The sequence below is a fragment of the Achromobacter sp. 77 genome, from assembly GCF_020541125.1.
GTDB lineage: Bacteria > Pseudomonadota > Gammaproteobacteria > Burkholderiales > Burkholderiaceae_B > Achromobacter > Achromobacter mucicolens.
On the sequence record NZ_CP059848.1, the window covers coordinates 2,475,163 to 2,491,827 of the forward strand.

The 16,665-nt window shown below is 66.1% G+C and carries 15 protein-coding genes; 5 read left to right on the forward strand and 10 right to left on the reverse strand.

Annotated features, from left to right (window positions below):
• Positions 1 to 4 precede the first annotated feature (4 nt).
• Entirely contained in the window at positions 5 to 1,420 is a 1,416-nt protein-coding gene (locus tag H4P35_RS11415) for an FAD-binding oxidoreductase (protein ID WP_226849082.1), read from the forward strand.
• A gap of 117 nt (positions 1,421 to 1,537) precedes the next feature.
• On the opposite strand, the gene H4P35_RS11420 is transcribed toward H4P35_RS11415, so the two are convergent.
• The 7 genes from H4P35_RS11420 to H4P35_RS11450 all read right to left on the reverse strand — a co-directional run bounded on the left by H4P35_RS11420 (position 1,538) and on the right by H4P35_RS11450 (position 8,578).
• On the reverse strand, positions 1,538 to 2,701 hold the full coding sequence (locus tag H4P35_RS11420) for a PLP-dependent aminotransferase family protein (protein ID WP_226849084.1): 1,164 nt from the start codon (positions 2,699 to 2,701) through the stop codon (positions 1,538 to 1,540).
• A gap of 111 nt (positions 2,702 to 2,812) precedes the next feature.
• On the reverse strand, positions 2,813 to 3,640 hold the full coding sequence (locus tag H4P35_RS11425; RefSeq protein ID WP_056316945.1) for an ABC transporter permease subunit: 828 nt from the start codon (positions 3,638 to 3,640) through the stop codon (positions 2,813 to 2,815).
• The gene (locus tag H4P35_RS11430) at positions 3,633 to 4,469 is read right to left on the reverse strand and encodes a taurine ABC transporter ATP-binding protein (protein WP_056316948.1); all 837 of its coding nucleotides are present in this window, start codon (positions 4,467 to 4,469) and stop codon (positions 3,633 to 3,635) included. The genes H4P35_RS11425 and H4P35_RS11430 overlap by 8 nt, the downstream gene beginning before the upstream one ends.
• 96 nt (positions 4,470 to 4,565) lie before the next feature.
• The gene (tauA, locus tag H4P35_RS11435; protein ID WP_128828207.1) at positions 4,566 to 5,594 is read right to left on the reverse strand and encodes a taurine ABC transporter substrate-binding protein; all 1,029 of its coding nucleotides are present in this window, start codon (positions 5,592 to 5,594) and stop codon (positions 4,566 to 4,568) included.
• 212 nt (positions 5,595 to 5,806) lie between these two features.
• The gene (folE, locus tag H4P35_RS11440; protein ID WP_056316955.1) at positions 5,807 to 6,352 is read right to left on the reverse strand and encodes a GTP cyclohydrolase I FolE; all 546 of its coding nucleotides are present in this window, start codon (positions 6,350 to 6,352) and stop codon (positions 5,807 to 5,809) included.
• Positions 6,353 to 6,500: 148 nt separating this feature from the next.
• Positions 6,501 to 7,157 carry a response regulator transcription factor gene (locus H4P35_RS11445; protein WP_128828209.1) on the reverse strand — a complete coding sequence of 219 codons (657 nt, stop codon included), beginning with the start codon at positions 7,155 to 7,157 and terminating at the stop codon, positions 6,501 to 6,503.
• Positions 7,154 to 8,578 (reverse strand): cache domain-containing protein, encoded by a 1,425-nt coding sequence (locus H4P35_RS11450; RefSeq protein WP_056316962.1) that lies wholly within the window; start codon positions 8,576 to 8,578, stop codon positions 7,154 to 7,156. Before H4P35_RS11450 ends, H4P35_RS11445 begins: the two co-directional genes overlap by 4 nt.
• Before the next feature lie 316 nt (positions 8,579 to 8,894).
• Between H4P35_RS11450 and H4P35_RS11455 the strand changes: the two genes are divergently transcribed.
• From H4P35_RS11455 to H4P35_RS11465, 3 genes are all read left to right on the forward strand, one after another.
• The gene (locus H4P35_RS11455) at positions 8,895 to 10,976 is read left to right on the forward strand and encodes a carbon starvation CstA family protein (RefSeq protein WP_056316965.1); all 2,082 of its coding nucleotides are present in this window, start codon (positions 8,895 to 8,897) and stop codon (positions 10,974 to 10,976) included.
• 21 nt (positions 10,977 to 10,997) lie between these two features.
• The gene (locus H4P35_RS11460; RefSeq protein WP_105238611.1) at positions 10,998 to 11,210 is read left to right on the forward strand and encodes a YbdD/YjiX family protein; all 213 of its coding nucleotides are present in this window, start codon (positions 10,998 to 11,000) and stop codon (positions 11,208 to 11,210) included.
• A 975-nt stretch (positions 11,211 to 12,185) separates the two neighbouring features.
• Entirely contained in the window at positions 12,186 to 13,160 is a 975-nt protein-coding gene (locus H4P35_RS11465) for an IS110 family transposase (RefSeq protein ID WP_142051393.1), read from the forward strand.
• Between the two features lie 379 nt (positions 13,161 to 13,539).
• Here the strand turns inward: H4P35_RS11465 and H4P35_RS11470 are convergent, their stop codons facing one another.
• Both H4P35_RS11470 and H4P35_RS11475 read right to left on the reverse strand, forming a co-directional pair.
• Positions 13,540 to 13,686, reverse strand: a complete 147-nt coding sequence (locus H4P35_RS11470; protein ID WP_226849086.1) for a hypothetical protein — start codon at positions 13,684 to 13,686, stop codon at positions 13,540 to 13,542.
• Positions 13,687 to 13,750: 64 nt separating this feature from the next.
• Complete coding sequence (locus tag H4P35_RS11475) at positions 13,751 to 14,188, reverse strand: rhodanese-like domain-containing protein (RefSeq protein ID WP_226849088.1); 438 nt, start codon at positions 14,186 to 14,188, stop codon at positions 13,751 to 13,753.
• Between the two features lie 120 nt (positions 14,189 to 14,308).
• Here H4P35_RS11475 and ftrA point away from each other — a divergent pair, with 120 nt between their 5' ends.
• Positions 14,309 to 15,337 carry a transcriptional regulator FtrA gene (gene ftrA / locus H4P35_RS11480; protein ID WP_226849090.1) on the forward strand — a complete coding sequence of 343 codons (1,029 nt, stop codon included), beginning with the start codon at positions 14,309 to 14,311 and terminating at the stop codon, positions 15,335 to 15,337.
• A 15-nt stretch (positions 15,338 to 15,352) separates the two neighbouring features.
• On the opposite strand, the gene H4P35_RS11485 is transcribed toward ftrA, so the two are convergent.
• A complete protein-coding gene (locus H4P35_RS11485) occupies positions 15,353 to 16,531 on the reverse strand; it encodes an MFS transporter (RefSeq protein WP_226849092.1) in 1,179 nt (392 codons plus the stop codon).
• Positions 16,532 to 16,665 lie beyond the last annotated feature (134 nt).

Consider the following 16,665-nt stretch of genomic DNA (forward strand, 5'->3'; position numbering starts at 1 on the left):
CGTCATGGATACGCAAATGTCGGTCGGCATTCCCCGCCCGGCGCCCGCGTCCGGCGCCGCCCTCAACGCCTACAACCCGGCCTACGATCCGCTGGTGTCCCCGCCCGGCCAGGGCCAGGACTACGCGCCGACTTACTGGGTGGCGACGGCCGGCGCGCCGCCCGAGGACGATGGGCCGATCAACGGCGATGTGGACGCCGACGTGGTGATCGTCGGTTCGGGCTTTACCGGGCTGTCGGCCGCGCTGGCGCTGGCGCGCGACTTCGGCGTGAAGGCGGTTGTGCTGGAAGCCAACCGCGCGGTCTGGGGCTGCACCAGCCGCAATGGCGGACAGGGCCAGAACGCGTCCGGACGCCTGTACCGCTCGCAGTGGATCGAACGCTGGGGTCTGGACACGGCCAAGCGGCTGGATGCCGAGATCCGCGAAGGATTCGAGTACTGGAAGAGCCTGGTGGCGCAGGTCGATTGCGATGCGCAACCCGGCGGCCACCTGTACACGGCGCATCGCCAGAAGAAAATGGCCTTCCTGCAAAACGAGGCGCGCGTGATGCGCGATGTTTTCGGCTACGACACCAGGATGCTCAGCAGCGCGGAACTGCGCGAACGTTACGTCGACGACCGCGAGGCCGTGGGCGCCATGCACGAGCCGGATGGCGTCGGCGTGCATCCGCTCAAGCTGGCGTACGGCTATCTGCGGCAGGCGCGGGCGCTGGGGGTGCGCATTCATCCGTCCAGCCCCGTGCTGGGCTGGCGCGTGGAAAACGGCGTGTACCGGCTGCAGACCCCCGGCGGCACGGTGCGCGCCCGCCGTGTGGCGTTTGCCACCGGCGGCTACACCGCGCAGGGCGTCAACCGGCTGCTGGATAATCGCATCATGCCGGTGCTGTCCAACTCCATGGTCACGCGCGAGCTCTCGCCGGCCGAACGCGAGGCGGCGGGTCTGAAGAGCACGGTGTTCATCACCGACACGCGCACGCTGCGCTTTTACTACCGGCTGCTGCCCGACGGCCGCATGCAGATCGGCAGCCGCAGCGCGCTGCGCGGCGCGGACGCCGAGAACCCCCGGCACCTGGCGCTGCTGCGTGAAGGCCTGGCGCGCAAGTTCCCCGCGTTGCGCGGCGTGGACGTGGCCTACTCGTGGTGGGGCTGGGTGGACGTCAGCCACGACATGATGCCGCGCGTGACGCAGCCCGATCCCGCGCAGCAGGTGTATTACGCCTTCGGCTACGGCGGCAACGGCGTGGCCTTCTCGGCCCACGCCGGCAGGCGGCTGGCGCAACGCATGATGGGCAAGGACGGCATTGCGTGGAACCTGCCGATCTACGACACGCCATTGCCAGGCCACCTGTTCGCGCCATTCCGCCGCATCGGGCAGGGGTTGCTTTATCGCTGGTACTACCTGCGTGACGAACTGCTCTAACGGTGCGAAGAAGTCAGACACCAGCAGATGAGGCCGGTGTCTGACACCCTCTGAGATGGCATCGCAGGATGAAGGCGCTCTCACCAGGGTGTCAGACACCGTCAAGCACGAGAGATGTCACACACCGTCAAGCACGAGATCCTGCGCCGCGCGGCGCTGTGCGTCGACCACCTTGGCCAGGCGGGCGATGCCCGGCTCGATGTGCTCGGGGCGGATCGATGTGAACCCCACGCGCAGGAAGTTGCGGGGCGCGTTTGCGCCGTCCATGAAGAACACGTCGCCCGGCTCGACCACCACGCCTTCGGCCAGCGCGCCTTCGCCCCAGCGGCTTTCGCTTTCGAAGTCGTCTTCGATGATCAGGCTGTCGGCCTGCCGCGCCAGCGCCAGAAGGCCGGCGCGACGCTCCATCGACAGCGTGACGGTGGTGGGACACTGATGGCCCGGTGTGACGAACAGGTAGTCGCATCCCAGCAGCTGCGTGCCGGTGCGCAGGCCCTGTTCGTCCACGGGCAGCGGCAACAGGTGGCGGGTGTGGCTGGCAAAGATATTGCGCGCGTCCGGATAGCCCGGGTCTTCCATGCCGACCACCGTGTCTTCGTTCACCAGCAGGTCGGCAAGCAGATAAAGCGCGTGCTGCGCGCCAACCGTGATGACGATCTCTTCGGCGTCGGCCCACACGCCCCGGCGCGGCAGCACCTGCGTGCGGATCTGTTCGATGAGCGCGGGGTCGTCGTGCGTGATGAGATCGGGCGCCCAACTGCGGATGTCCAGCACCGACAGCGCCTTGATGCAGCACTCGCGCCATTCGGCGGTGGGAAAAAGGTCCTGGTCGAACTGGCCGTACACAAAAGGGTAGGGCTGCTTCTGCCAGTCGCGCGGCTTGGTGATGTTGCGTTGCCGCGTGGGGCGAAAGCGCAGGCGCTCGTCCCAGCGCACGCCGCCGGCATGGGCGGGTGCCGCGGGCGTGGCGTCCGCGGCCGGGCCGGAGTGGCCCTCCATGACGGTATCGCTGACGAAATGGCCGCTGCGTTCGCGCGAGACCAGATAGCCTTCGCACACCAGCTGCTGGTACGCAAACACGACGGTGTTGCGCGCGATGCGCAACTGGTCGGCCAGGTAGCGGCTGGACGGCACGGGCATGCCGGGCGGCAGGTGGCCGCTGAGGATCGCCGACACCAGCATCTGGCGCACGCGCCCCTGCAGGCTGAGGTTGGGCGCGCTGGCTTTTTCGAACAGGCGTTCCCACAACACAGGCTTGAGCATCGAGGCCTGGCTGGACATGGCTGGCTCCTTTTGACTCTCGGCACGGCCGGGCGCGGCGCTGCGGCGCCCGGTGGGTCCGAGTCTCAGAATAAAGGAGCCGGATGGGGGAAGGAATGCGGGATTGCCCTGTCAGATGCGTCCCTTCCACGGGATGGCGAAGCGTTCAAGGTAGCGCACCAGCAGGTCGAACGCGAAGGCAAAAAGGCCGATCACGATGATGCCCATGATGACCGTATCGCTGGCCAGGAACTGCGCGGCGTTCAGCACCATGAAGCCCAGGCCCCGGTCGGCCGCCACCATCTCGGCGGCCACCAGCGTCGTCCAGCCCACGCCGATGCCGATGCGCATGCCCGTGAAGATCTCGGGCATCGCCGCCTTCAGGATCACGTGCCAGACGATCTGGCGGCTGGTCCCGCCCATGGCGTAGGCCGCGTGGATCTGTTCGATGGACACCGAGCGCACGCCCGCGCGCGCGGCGATCGCCATGGGCGCGAAGATCGCCAGATAGATCAAGAGGATCTTCGGAAACTCGCCGATGCCGAACCAGATGATGATGAGCGGCAGGTAGGCCAGCGGCGGCAGCGGCCGGTAGAACTCGATGGGCGGGTCGAAGACGCCGCGGGCGTACCGGTTCACGCCCATCAGGATGCCGACCGGGATCGCGGTCACGCAGGCCAGGAAGAACGCGCCGAACACGCGGCCCAGGCTGGCAAGCGCATGCTCGGTCAGCGTGGAGTTGGCCACGCCCTCGGTCATGGCAAAGACGAACTTGTCGTACACGGCGATGGGCGAGGGCAGGAATAGCGGCCGCACCCAGCCGGCGCTGGTCACCAGAAACCACAGCGCGAGCAGCGCCAGGCTGGTCAGGAGACTGATGTGGCCGCTGTAGCCTGCGCCCGGCGCCCCGTAGACCTTGCCCGGCGCGGCGGGCGTGTGGCCGGTGCGCCGCTTAGGCATGGAGGGCGTGCGGGGCGGCGGCGCGCTCGTCCCCGTAGATGATGCCGAGGACTTGTTCGCGCATGGCGATGAAGTCGGGACTGGATTTGATGCCACGGCCATCGCGGGTCTCCAGGTAGCGCCGGTTGAACGCCGGCTCGAACGTGTGCGTGATCCGGCCCGGGCGCGGCGACATGACGATCAGCCGCGATCCCAAAAAGAGCGCTTCTTCCACGCTGTGGGTGATGAAGAAAAACATCTTGTTGGTCTGCCGCCAGATGTCCAGCAGCAGTTCCTGGATGGTTTCCCGGGTCAGCGCGTCCAGCGCGGCCATGGGCTCGTCCATCAGCAGCATGGCGGGGTCGCAGGTCAGCGCGCGCGCAATGCCCACGCGCTGCTGCATGCCGCCTGACAGCTGGTAGATCATGTGGCGGTGAAAATCCTGCAGGCCCACCAGTTCCAGGTTGCGGCGGGCGCGGGCGCGGCGGGTCTCCTTGTCCACGCCTTGCAGCTTCAGGCCGAACTCGGTGTTTTCCAGCACGTTCAGCCAGGGCAGCAGCGCGTGTTTCTGGAACACCACGCCGCGGTCCGCGCCCGGGCCGACGATGGGTTTGCCGCCCAGCGTGATCTCGCCCTCGGTCGGCGACAGAAATCCTGCCAAGAGGCTGAGCAAGGTGGTCTTACCGCAGCCCGAGGCGCCGAGCGCGACGACGAATTCGCCCGGCTGGATGGTCAGGTTGACGTCGTGCAGCGCGATCACCGGGCCGCTGTCGTGCAGGCCGGGGTAGGTGACGCTGACGCCTTCGGCGCACAGGCGCTGCGCGGCGGATGTGGACTGCTGCATGGTCATGCTGCTCCCCCTGGTCGTTGTGGCCGGGCCGGCGGCTGCCGGGTCCGCCCTGTCGCGGCGGCCGGCGCCGGGGTGGCGCCGTGCCGGGCGGGGTGATTACTTGGCCGCCGCCTTCGCGTACTGGTCGGTGACGAACGGACTGTAGTCGTCCAGCGCCTTGTCGATCTGCTTCTGGTCCTTCAGGAATTTGGCGCTGGCCGCGAAGGCGCGCGCCGCGCCCGAGTCCTTGCCGCCGCCGAGCCAGGTCTTGGATGCCTGCTCTTCCACGGTCGGGAACACCAGCAGGCCCAGCGCCTCGACGATGTCTTCCGGCTTGCCGCCGATGAGCTTGACGATGCCCTTGACCTGCGGCGAGTCGGCCGTCCACTTGGCGCTGTTGGCGCGGTAGTCGGCATACGACTTGGCCAGCACGCCGGTAAAGGCAGCCATGAACTTCGGATTCTTCTGCGCCCAGGCCTTGTCCACCACGATGCCGTCGAACGTCGGCACGCTGGCCGCGCCGATCTGTTCGGAGTCGGCGATGATCTTGCCGGTCTTGGCGATCTCGGTCAGGGCGGGCGGCCACACGTAGGCGGCGTCGATGTCGCCACGCTGCCAGGCGGCCACGATCTGCGGCGGCTGCATGTTCAGGATGCGCACGTCGCGGGGCGGCACCTTCCAGACCTGCTCAAGCCCGACCAGCAGGTGAAAGTGCGACGTCGACACGAACGGCGTGGCGACGCGCTTGCCTTTCAGGTCGGCCGTGCTGTTGATGCCGGAACCGTTGCGCGCCACCAGCGCTTCGGATTTGCCGATGTTGTCCAGGATCCAGAAGAGCTGCATGTCCACGCCGCGCGTGGCGGCCGAGGTGATGCCCGTGGAACCCAGCACGCCCACCGGCACGTTGCCGGAGGCCAGCGCGGTCGAGATGTCGCCGCCCGAGGTGAACTGGCGCCAGTCCACCTGGTAGCCGGCCTCTTTGAGGGCCTTGTCGAAACTGCCGTCCGCGATCGAGGACAGGAAAGGCCCGACGATGAGCTGATAGCCCACCACGAGTTTGGTCTGCGCGTAGGCGGGCGCAGCCAGCAGCGCGGCGGCCAGGCCGGCCAGGGTGCAGCGGCGAATCAGGCGGTATATCGCGTTCATGGAGATCTCCGGGAGAGAACGGCCGCGCCCCGGCGCGACCGGCTTGCTGGTGCCAGTTTGCCCGGATGGGACCAGAACGCTAGGGCCAGATGTCCGGATCAGTAGGAGCCAAAAGCGGCCGGGCCCGCCGGCTGCGCCGGCAATGCCCGAACGGGCATCGTCGTCGCAGCGGGCGGGCCCGCGATATGCGCCAAAAGGATGAGATCGCCGGTTCAGCGAATCAGGCTGAGAAATTCCGCACGCGTGGACGGGTTTTCATGGAACTCGCCCAGCATCACCGAGGTGACCATGGACGAATTCTGCTTTTCGACGCCGCGCATCATCATGCACATGTGCTGGGCCTCGATGACGACGGCCACGCCGGCTGCGCCGGTGACGCTTTGCACGGCTTCAGCCACCTGGCGGCTGAGGTTTTCCTGAATCTGCAGGCGGCGCGCATACATTTCGACGATGCGCGCGACCTTGGACAGGCCCAGGACCTTGCCGGCCGGCAGGTAGGCGACGTGCGCCTTGCCGATGAAGGGCAGCATGTGGTGCTCGCACAGCGAGTACAGCTCGATGTTCTTGACCAGGACGATCTCGCGCGTGTCCGAGGTGAACAAGGCGCCGTTGACGATCTCTTCCAGGTTCTGGTCGTAGCCCCGGCACAGGTGACGCATGGCCTTGGCCGCGCGGGCGGGCGTGTCGGCCAGCCCCTCGCGGGACGGATCTTCCCCTAGTGCTTCGAGAATGGCGGTGTAGTGCTTTTCCAATGACATGGGGACTCCTGGCAGCGCGCCCGCTGGCGCGCGGTGATGCGTGGGTTGATGCAGGGCGGCATCGGGGATGCGTTCGTGTCGCAAGTCTACCTCAGCGGCCAAGTCGGAATGCGCGCTTGCCCGCGGCGCGTGGGGGTATTTGCGGCATTCAGACGCCCCGGTTTTCCACCGCGTACTTGATGAGTTCGGCCTGGCCGTCGATGCCCAGCTTGCGCTTGATGTTCAGGCGGTGCGTTTCGACCGTGCGCACGGACAATCCCAGCATCAGCGCGATCTGCTTGTTGGCATGGCCGTCCGCGATGTGCCGCAGCACGTCGCGCTCGCGCTGTGTGAGCAGCGTCGCCAGCGCGCTGGCCTGCGACAGCCGCACCGCCGCCGCGGCGCTGAAGTAGCTGCGGCCGGCCATGACGGCGTCGATGGCGGCGATGATCTCTTGCGCCGGTTCGTCCTTGAGCAGGTAGCCGCGGGCGCCGGCCTTCACGGCCTGCACCATGTATTCGGGGTTGTCGTGCATGGACAGCACCAGCACTGCAATCTGCGGATAGCGCTCGTGCAGGAACGCCGTCAGCTCCAGGCCGCCGACCCCGGGCATGTTCAGGTCCATCAGCGCCAGATGGGGCAGGGTGCCGCCCTGCGGGTCTTCGGCCATGCAGGCGGCCAGGAAAGCCTGGGCGGCGGCGGCGTTGCCGGCTTCGCCCACCACCCGCAATTGCGGCACGGTTTCCAGGCGCAGGCGCAGGCCGTCTCGCACCAGGGGGTGGTCGTCGATCAGCAGCAGGCGGATAGCGTCGGATTTGTCGATCATGCTTGGCGAGGGGTCGAAAGCGGGGCGCCGGCGGGCGGCAGGGGAAGCCAGGCCTGCAAGGTCGTGCCTTGCGCGGTGGAATGAAAAGTCAGGGTGCCGGACAGCGCGCTCATGCGTTCGCGCATGTTGCGCAGGCCGATGCCGCGATGGGGGTCTTGCTGGACGGCGGCATCGTCAAAGCCGCAGCCGTCGTCGCTGATGGTCAGGCGCAGGTCGCGCGCCGAGTACGCCAGCGTCAGGTCCGCGCGCGTCGCGCCCGCATGGCGCATCACGTTGGTCAGCGCTTCTTGCGTCACGCGAAACAGCGCGGTCGCGTAGGCGTCGGGCAGCTTCACCGGCTGCCCGACGGTATGCAGGTCCACAGTCAACGGCGGCGCGCCATCCTCGGCGCGGATGGCGAATTCCCGGCCCAGGTGCTCCAGCGCCGCGGGCAGGCCCATGTCGTCCAGCAGGGTGGGGCGCAGGTTGTGCGAGATGCGGCGGACTTCGCCGACGGCCGTGTTCAGCCGGTCGAGCGCGCCGCCCAGCGGCGTGTCGATGTGCGCAAGCACGCGGGGATCGTCCGGGTGCGACTGCCGCAGCCGTTCGCGAGCGGCCTCCAGCGACAGCTTGACCGACACCAGCACCTGGCTGATGCCGTCGTGCAGCTCGCGCGACAGGCGCGCGCGCTCGTCTTCCTGCGAACGCACAATCTGGCGGGCCATCAGGCGTAGCTTGGCGTCGGATTGGCGATGGTCGCTGATATTGAGCGCCAGGCCGCAGGCCGCCACGCCAAGGATCGACACCGCCGCGATGCCCGCCACCCACGCAAACATGTCCCGGATATTGGCCTGCGCCGCGGCGTCGATCCGCACCAGCGCCTGCTGCACATCGTCCAGATAGATGCCGGTGCCCAGCATCCAGCCCCAGCGCTCCAGCACCACGACGTAGCCAAGCTTTTCGACGGTCTGGTTGGTGGATGGCTTTTCCCAGAGGTAATGCACCACCTCGCCCTGCTGCCCGCCGCGCCGCGCCGCCGTCAGCAGGTTCTGGATGACCGGCTGACCCTGCGTGTCGCGCAGGTTCCAAAGGTCTTGCCCGACCAGTTCCGGCTGCCGCGGGTGCATCAGGTTCCTGCCGTTCAGGTCGTAGACGAAGAAGTAGCCGTCGTGCCCGAACTCCATCTGCGACAGGAGTTCAAGCGCGCGCTGGCGCGTGGCCTCGTCGTCGCCCGCGGCCTGCAGGGGCGCGATGGCGCTGTAGGCCAGGTTCACGTAGTGGCGCAGTTCGCCTTCCTTGCTGGCAAGCCAGGCGGTTTCAACCACCTGCTTTTCGCGCTGCGCCAGTTGCAGTCCCTGCACGTACACGGCGACCGTGATGGCGGCGACGGCCACCAGCAGCGGGACTGCCGCAAGCAGCAAAATTTTGAGACGCAGCTTCATAAGGATTTGTATCAGCCCGGGACGGCTTTGCTGCAACGCATCAACCGACGGGGCGCCGAGGCAGGAACGCGGAAAGTTCGGGCAATTTTACGATTTCCACGGAATTTTGCTGCGGCGCATGGCGTAGTAACACGTAGCCCGCTTGCGTAGTTCCGCGCTTGTTGGCGCCGTGGGGGGGCGGCAATACTGGCGCCCGCGTCGACCCGACGCAAGCGTGGACGCGTGCGTCCGCCACCCTACAACAATGAGTCTGCCTTCCGCGGGACGAAAAAAGCGTTTCACGCCAAGAGCATGGCGGGAGGCAAGAGGAGCACTTATGCACACCAGCAGTAAGGGACTGGGTCAGCACCTGGTCTGGCTGGCGGTTGCGGTACTGGGCGCGTTTGCGCTGGGCACCGTGGCGCTGGCCAGAGGGGAGACCATCAACGCGCTATGGGTGGTGATCGCCGCCGTCTGCGTCTATCTCATCGCCTACCGTTACTACAGCCGCTTCATCGCGCGCAAGGTCTTCCAGCTTGACCCCACGCGCATGACCCCGGCCTGGAAGTACAACGACGGCCTGGACTACGTGCCCACCAACAAGCATGTGCTGTTCGGCCACCACTTTGCCGCCATCGCTGGTGCGGGTCCCCTGGTCGGACCGGTGCTGGCCGCGCAAATGGGCTATCTGCCCGGCATGCTGTGGATCCTGGCCGGCGTCGTGTTCGCCGGCGCCGTGCAGGACTTCACGATCCTCTTCATCTCCACCCGCCGCGACGGCCGCTCGCTGGGCGACCTGGTCAAGTCGGAACTGGGCAAGATCCCCGGCGTGATCGCGCTGTTCGGCGCGTTCATGATCATGGTCATCATCCTGGCCGTGCTGGCGCTGATCGTCGTGAAGGCGCTGACGCATTCGCCGTGGGGCACCTTCACGGTGGCCGCGACGATCCCCATCGCGCTCTTCATGGGTGTCTACCTGCGCTACATCCGCCCGGGCAAGATCGGCGAGGTGTCCATCATCGGCTTCCTGGGCCTGATGGCGGCCATCACGTTCGGTCAGGACGTGGCCGCGCATCCGGTCATCGGCCCGATGTTCGACTTCGACGGCAAGGGCCTGACCTGGATCCTGATCGTCTACGGCTTCATTGCCTCGGTGCTGCCCGTGTGGCTGCTGCTGGCGCCTCGTGACTACCTGTCGACCTTCCTGAAGATCGGCACCATCGTCGGTCTAGCGATCGGCATCGTGGTCGTGGCCCCCGAACTGAAGATGCCCGCGCTGACCCAGTTCATCGATGGCACCGGTCCGGTGTGGTCGGGCAACCTGTTCCCGTTCCTTTTCATCACCATCGCCTGCGGCGCGGTGTCCGGTTTTCACGCCTTGATCTCCTCGGGTACCACGCCCAAGCTGATCGAAAACGAAACCCAGGCCCGCTACATCGGTTACGGCGGCATGCTGATGGAATCCTTCGTGGCCATCATGGCGCTGGTGGCGGCTTGCGTGATCGAGCCCGGCATCTACTACGCCATGAACAGCCCGGCAGCCGTCATCGGCACGACGCCGGACCAGGTCGCCCAGGTGGTGTCGAGCTGGGGCTTCGTGATCACGCCGGCCGAGCTGGTGCAGACGGCCAAGGACGTGGGCGAGAGCACGATCATCTCGCGCGCCGGCGGCGCGCCGACGCTGGCTGTGGGCATGGCCCACATCTTGCATCAGGCGCTGGGCGGCCCGGGCATGATGGCGTTCTGGTACCACTTCGCCATCCTGTTCGAAGCGCTCTTCATCCTGACCGCCGTGGACGCCGGCACCCGCGCGGGCCGCTTCATGCTGCAGGATCTGCTGGGCACGTTCGCCCCGTCGCTCAAGCGCACGGATTCGCTGCCCGCCAACCTGATCGCCACGGGCCTTTGCGTGGCGGCGTGGGGCTACTTCCTGTATCAGGGCGTGGTTGATCCGCTGGGCGGCATCAACACCCTGTGGCCGCTCTTCGGCATCGCCAACCAGATGCTGGCCGCGATTGCGCTGACGCTGGGCACGGTCGTCCTGTTCAAGATGAAGCGCGACCGCTACGCCTGGGTCACGGTGCTGCCCACGCTCTGGCTGCTGGCATGCACGCTGACCGCCGGTCTGCAAAAGCTCTTCCACTCGGACCCGCGCGTAAGCTTCCTCGCCCACGCCGACAAGTACAACGCCGCGATTGCCGAAGGCAAGGTGCTGGCGCCGGCGAAGTCGCTGGGCGAGATGTCGCGCGTGGTGATGAACGACTACATCAACGCAGGACTGTGCGCGATCTTCATCTTCGTGGTGGTGAGCATCGTGGTGTTCGGCTTGAAGTCGGTGCAGCGCGCCCGCAATGAAAACAAGCCGACGTCCCGCGAAACGCCGTACGAAACGCTGCCCGCAGCCGCCGGCGCCGACTGACCGCAACCCAGGAGGAGCCGCATGCTGTTCAGCAACATGACTTCCGCAGCCGGCGCCGCCGGCCGCTACCTGGGGCAAACGCTCCGGCTGATGGTCGGCGTGCCGGATTACGAGACGTATGTCGAGCATATGCGGCGCACGCATCCTGAGCAGGAGCCGATGAGCTACGAGGATTTCTTCCGGGAGCGCCAGGAGGCGCGATACGGGGGGAAGAAGCGGATTGGGTGCTGCTGATTGGGTGGATGGAAGGCCTTGCTGATGCAGGGCCTTTTTTTGTTTCGGACCACAGATTTTTATAGGTCTTCACGATCTTCGTAGGTCGCCCGACGCCGCGGTCACCGTGGGCACGATCGCCCACGATTGCGGTCCGGAGCCTTCGCTCCGGACTGCCCCTTCGTCATCTTCGTCCGCCTTCGGCTCCCTTCAGATTCCCTCGGGCGCATCGACGGCGCTCGCACCCACGGTGCCCGCGACGCCGTGCTGCGAGGGTCTTTGGTATGTGGCGCTGTAAGACCTGTGGTCAGGGAAGGGAATTTGCGGGGCCGCCGAATTGCTGCCGCCCGGGCGGCGGCAATCGGCATCGGGGCGGTGGGGCGTCGTGGCAGTGTGCGCTTGCGCGCTGGCGGAGGGTGGTTTGCTGATGGGCGCTCCAACGCGGGGGGGGGGCGGTGATGGGCGGCGCGCGTCCACGGACAATGGCAGCTTGCCGACCAGTACGCGCGCCGCCCATCGGGCACTGGAGTTGACCTGACGATTAGTGGCGAGCGCGGCGTGTGGGCGCTTGATATCTGAACCATCAGCAGCCATGCGCGAAGCGTAATTGCCAATGGTGTCTTGCACGCCTGAATGCAATTGGTATGTCGCGATCTTGCCTGGGTGTCGGGCACCTGAATCAGGCTTACGAATGTGCCAGTAGTTGCTGCTGCCGGTGTCTGACACCCTCGGGAGGTGAACTTGGTATGAAGGGCATCTCACCAGGGTGTCAGACACCTTGTATCTTGGCCACTGTAGTGATTAGCTATCGCTACAAGCGGACCGATGAGCGTGTTCAGACACCTAGAGCCTGGACTTTGTGGTTCAGATTACGCCTCGGTTCCGCACCTCTGAGCCGGCTGGACACTGGACGGTAGCCTAGGGCATTGGACCCTGTATGTACAAGGCAAGTGGGCGCAGCGGGCTTCTTTGGTATTGGCAAGGGAGCTTAGGTTTATGTTTTTTCTCGGAATTGACGTTTCTAAGGCGAAGCTGGATTGCGCGCTGCTTGGCAGCGATGCCAACAAACGCAAGACCAAGGTCGTACCCAACTCGATAGCGGGCGTGCAGACGCTGCTGCAGTGGTGCGCCAAGCAGGGAGCCGAGCCGGCGCAGTTGCATGCCGTGCTCGAGCCCACAGGGCAATATCACGAGCAGGCCGCCACGGCCCTGCATGACGCTTCGGTCAGTGTCTCGTTGGTCAACCCTGCCCAGGTGCGCGATTTCGCCGGGGCGCTGGCGGTGCGCTCCAAAACCGATGGGATCGATAGCTACGTGCTGGCCCGCTACGGTCAGGCGCTCAAGCCTGGGCTGTGGCGCCCCGCACCGCTGCATGCCCGTCAACTACGGGCCTTGTTGGCTCGGCGCGACGCGCTGGCCAAGGATCTGCAGCGCGAACTCAATCGCCAGGAGAAGACGCAGTTCAGTGATCCACCCGTGCTGGTCGAGGGATCCATCGCCAAAACGATCGCGTTCCTGCGCGAAGAGATCAAACGCCTGGATCATGCGATCAATGACCACATCGACCGCCACCCGGACCTGAAGGAGGATCGGGAACTGCTGACCAGCATCCCCGGCATCGGGGATCGAGCGGGGAACTCGATCCTGTCGATCATGCATAACCGACACATCGAGTCAGCCGAGGGCTTGGCCTCCTACTTGGGGGTGGTACCGGTGCAACGCCAGTCCGGCACCAGTCTGAACAGCCGGCCGCGGCTATCTAAAACGGGTCCCAGCACGGTACGTGCCACCCTCTACATGGCCGCTATCGTCAGCAAGCGCTTCAACCCACACGTTGGTGCGCTTTATGCGCGACTATTAGCAGCTGGAAAGAGCAAAATGGCCGCGCTAGGCGCGGCCATGAGAAAGCTGGTGCATCTGTGCTTCGGCGTGCTTAAAACTCGGACACCGTATCGGCCCGACTACGTCTGAACGCTTGACGGTCAAGACGGTATCTTGAAGAAGAAGCCGCCACACGCGAAGCGTCATCACCTCGACGCAAGACGCCGCGTAAGCCCACGAAGGCCGCCCGCGCGGCCGCCCGGGGGCGGGCCCCGCAAGATTTTTCTCTCCCACCCAACTGTGTGCAAGAACCTCAAGAACCCGAATCCCCCCGTCGCCCGAGAAGATTCAACTGCAAAGCCCGGTGTGGCGTGGGCCTGGGGTGGGCGGGGCGTTTAGATGCGCCCGACGGAATCCGAAGGCAGCCGCCGGAGGCGGCAACGAGGATGAGGATGGGGGAGTCCGGAGCGAAGGCTCCGGACCGCAATCGGAGCCCCGCCCGCCCCAGGCCCACGCCGCACCGGGCGTCTCAAGAACCCCGCCCGACCACCAGCACCAGCACCAGCACCAGCACCAGCACCAGCACCAGCACCAGCACCAGCACCAGCACCAGCACCAGCACCAGCACCAGCACCAGCACCAGCACCAGCACCCGCACCCGCACCCGCACCCGCACCAGCCACCAGCAACCAGCAACCGTTAGACACCAGCATCAGCCAACTCACAATTCAACGCCCATCTCAGGCACTTCTGCGCTCACCCTCGATCCGGCCTGCCACGCTGCCCTCAAGCGGCAACCCTTCGTCGACCCAGCCGGTGATGCCGCCAGTCATCACCTTAACGGGACGGCCTAACTGCGCCAACCGCAGTGCGCCTCGTGTGGCCCCGTTGCAGTGTGGACCCGCGCAGTACGTGACGAAGAACGTGTCGGCCGGATAGTTGAGCAGTTTCGATTCGACGATCTTGCCGTGCGGCAGGTTCAGGGCGCCCGGGACATGGCTCTGGGCGAATAGCGCCGGGCTGCGCACGTCCAGCAGCACGAAGCCCGGGGTGCCCGAGGCGAGGGCGCCCGCCACGTCGGAGCAATCGGTCTCGAATTGCAGCGATGCGTGAAAGTGGGCGAGGGCGGTTGCGCTGTCGGCGGCGGGGATGGCGGTGACGGCGTTCGTCGTGGGCATGGCAGAACTCTTAAAAGGAGGATTAGAGGCATCTGGAAGCAGGATCCAGAAGCCCCATTCTGGCGTCGCGCCGCCTTGCCGATAAGTGGCGTAAATGACATTTACCGGTAACATTACGCCATGACCAATCACCTAGTTGTCGCGCTGGCTTACGACCGGCTCTGTACCTTCGAATTCGGCTGCGTGACCGAGTTGTTCGCGCTCGAGCGTCCAGAGCTTGATGTCGATTGGTATCGCTTCGCCGTGTGCGCCAGCGAGCCTGGCCCGCTGCGCGCCGCAGGCGGCATTACCGTGGCCGCGCCTTATACCCTCAAGTTGCTGGATCGTGCCGACACCATCGTCGTGCCCGGTTGGCGTGATGCCGACGAATTGCCGCCCGCGCCGTTGCTCAAGAAGCTTCGCGCGGCGTATCAGCGCGGGGCAAGGCTTTGTTCGATCTGTTCCGGCGTTTTTGTTCTGGCCGCCGCCGGCGTGCTCGACGGGAAGACCGTGACCACCCACTGGCGATATGCCGCCAAACTGCAGCAGCGTTACCCGCAGGTGCGGGTTCAACCCGATGCGTTGTATGTGGATGACGGACAGATCATCACGTCGGCCGGGTCCGCGGCCGGGCTGGACATGCTGCTTCACCTGGTGCGCCGCGACTATGGCGGGGCGGTGGCCAATCGGGTCGCGCAGCGGCTCGTGGTGGCGCCGCACCGCGAAGGAGGGCAGGCGCAGTTCGTGCCGCGGCCCATGCCTTCCGACGAAAGCGGGCGCCTGGCCAAGTTGATGGACTGGATGCGGCAGCATTGCACGTCGCCGCATACGTTGCGCTCGCTGGCGGACCGCGCCGCGATGAGTCCGCGCACGCTGCAACGGCAATTCCAAGAGGCCACCGGCATGGCCCCCTATGAATGGCTGATCCGCGAACGCGTGGCCGCGGCCCGTGAAATGCTTGAATCGCAGACGCGTTTGTCCGTGGGCCGCATTGCCGAGCTGGCCGGGTTTGGCTCCGAGGAGTCCATGCGCCGGCACTTCCGGCGTATCGTGCTGACCAGTCCGGCCGCCTACCGCGAAAAATTTGGCCATAACGCGGCAGCGTTCAAGCGCGGTTCAGGCGTCAGCGGCGATTCGCGCGATGCCATGGCCGTCCCGCGCACGCGCTGAACGCCAACGCCACGTTCAGTTCGCCTCGCGCCGCCGCAGTTTCTCCGAGACCATCACCAATGGTGCGGCCGCGGCGGCGCACAGCGCCATCACCAGAAAGCCGCCCGGGGCGAAGCTGCGGTACAGCGCGCCGCCGAGCTGAATGCTGGCGAACATGAACACGCCGCCCGACAGCATGGCGTACAGCGCGATTGCCGAAGTCTTGCAGGCGGCGGGCGCGCGGCGGGTGATGTACCACATGATGGCGGCATTGTTACCGGCCAAGGTGAAGCACTGAAGCAACTGCAAGCTCGCGATCAGTGTGGGGGCGGTGGTGGCGGACAGGCCCGCCCAACGGATCGCCGTCATGACGGCCGAGGCCAGGATCAGCCACTGCGCACCCGTGCGCGCCAGGATGCGCGGCGCCAGAAAGAAGAACAGGACCTCGCTAGCGACGCCCACCACCCACAACAGCGAAATCATCGCCGTCGACAGGCCGCTCGCGGTCCAGTACAGCGTCGAATAGGAATACAGGAAGCCGTTGCTTGCCTGCACCAGCGAGGCCGCGGCGATGCACAGCAGCAACGGGCGGTCGCGCAGCACTTCGCGCATCGGCACCCGGACGCGTTCGGCCTGGGATTCTTGGGGCGCCGGCCGCGCCGCCCGCGGCAGCATACGCACGCAGGCCAGGCACGCCACGATCAGCAGGATCGACAGCCACATCACCCAATCCGCGTTGAACGTCTTGATCAGATACCCGCCCGCCACCGTCACCGTGGCAAAGCCCAGCGAGCCGCAGGCGCGCATCACCGTGTAGGAATTGCCCTGTCCGCGCCCGCTCGCGATGGCCATGCGGTCCATCAGCGGCAGCACGGCCGGGAACACCGCGTTCAGCAACAGCGTGATGGCCAGCAGCCAGGCTGAAGTCTGGCTAAACGGATAGCACACGAAAAGAACCAGGGACGCCGCGAGCGCCGATGCGATCAGCGCGTGGGCGCGGCCCGTCTGGTCCGCGATGTGCGCCACGATCGGCGTCGATACGATCTTGGGCAGGAACGACGTGGCGACGATCAGCCCGATCAGGGCCGGGTCCAAGCCCCGGCTGGCGAACCACAAGGGCAGGAAGGGAATGCTTACGCCCTGCAGGCCGTAATACAGGAAATAGAACCCGTGCAACGCGATGGCGCCTTGCCCGGCGTCGGGATTGCCGCGCATGGTGGGAAGGGATCAGGGGGATGCGAAGCGGCGTAGCATACTCCTTCGCTGCGCCGGGCATTGGCAAAGCGCATCCGGAGATTTACGCTGTGCCTCGCGGGCGGTTCATGCCGCGCCGCAATCGTGTTGTCCGA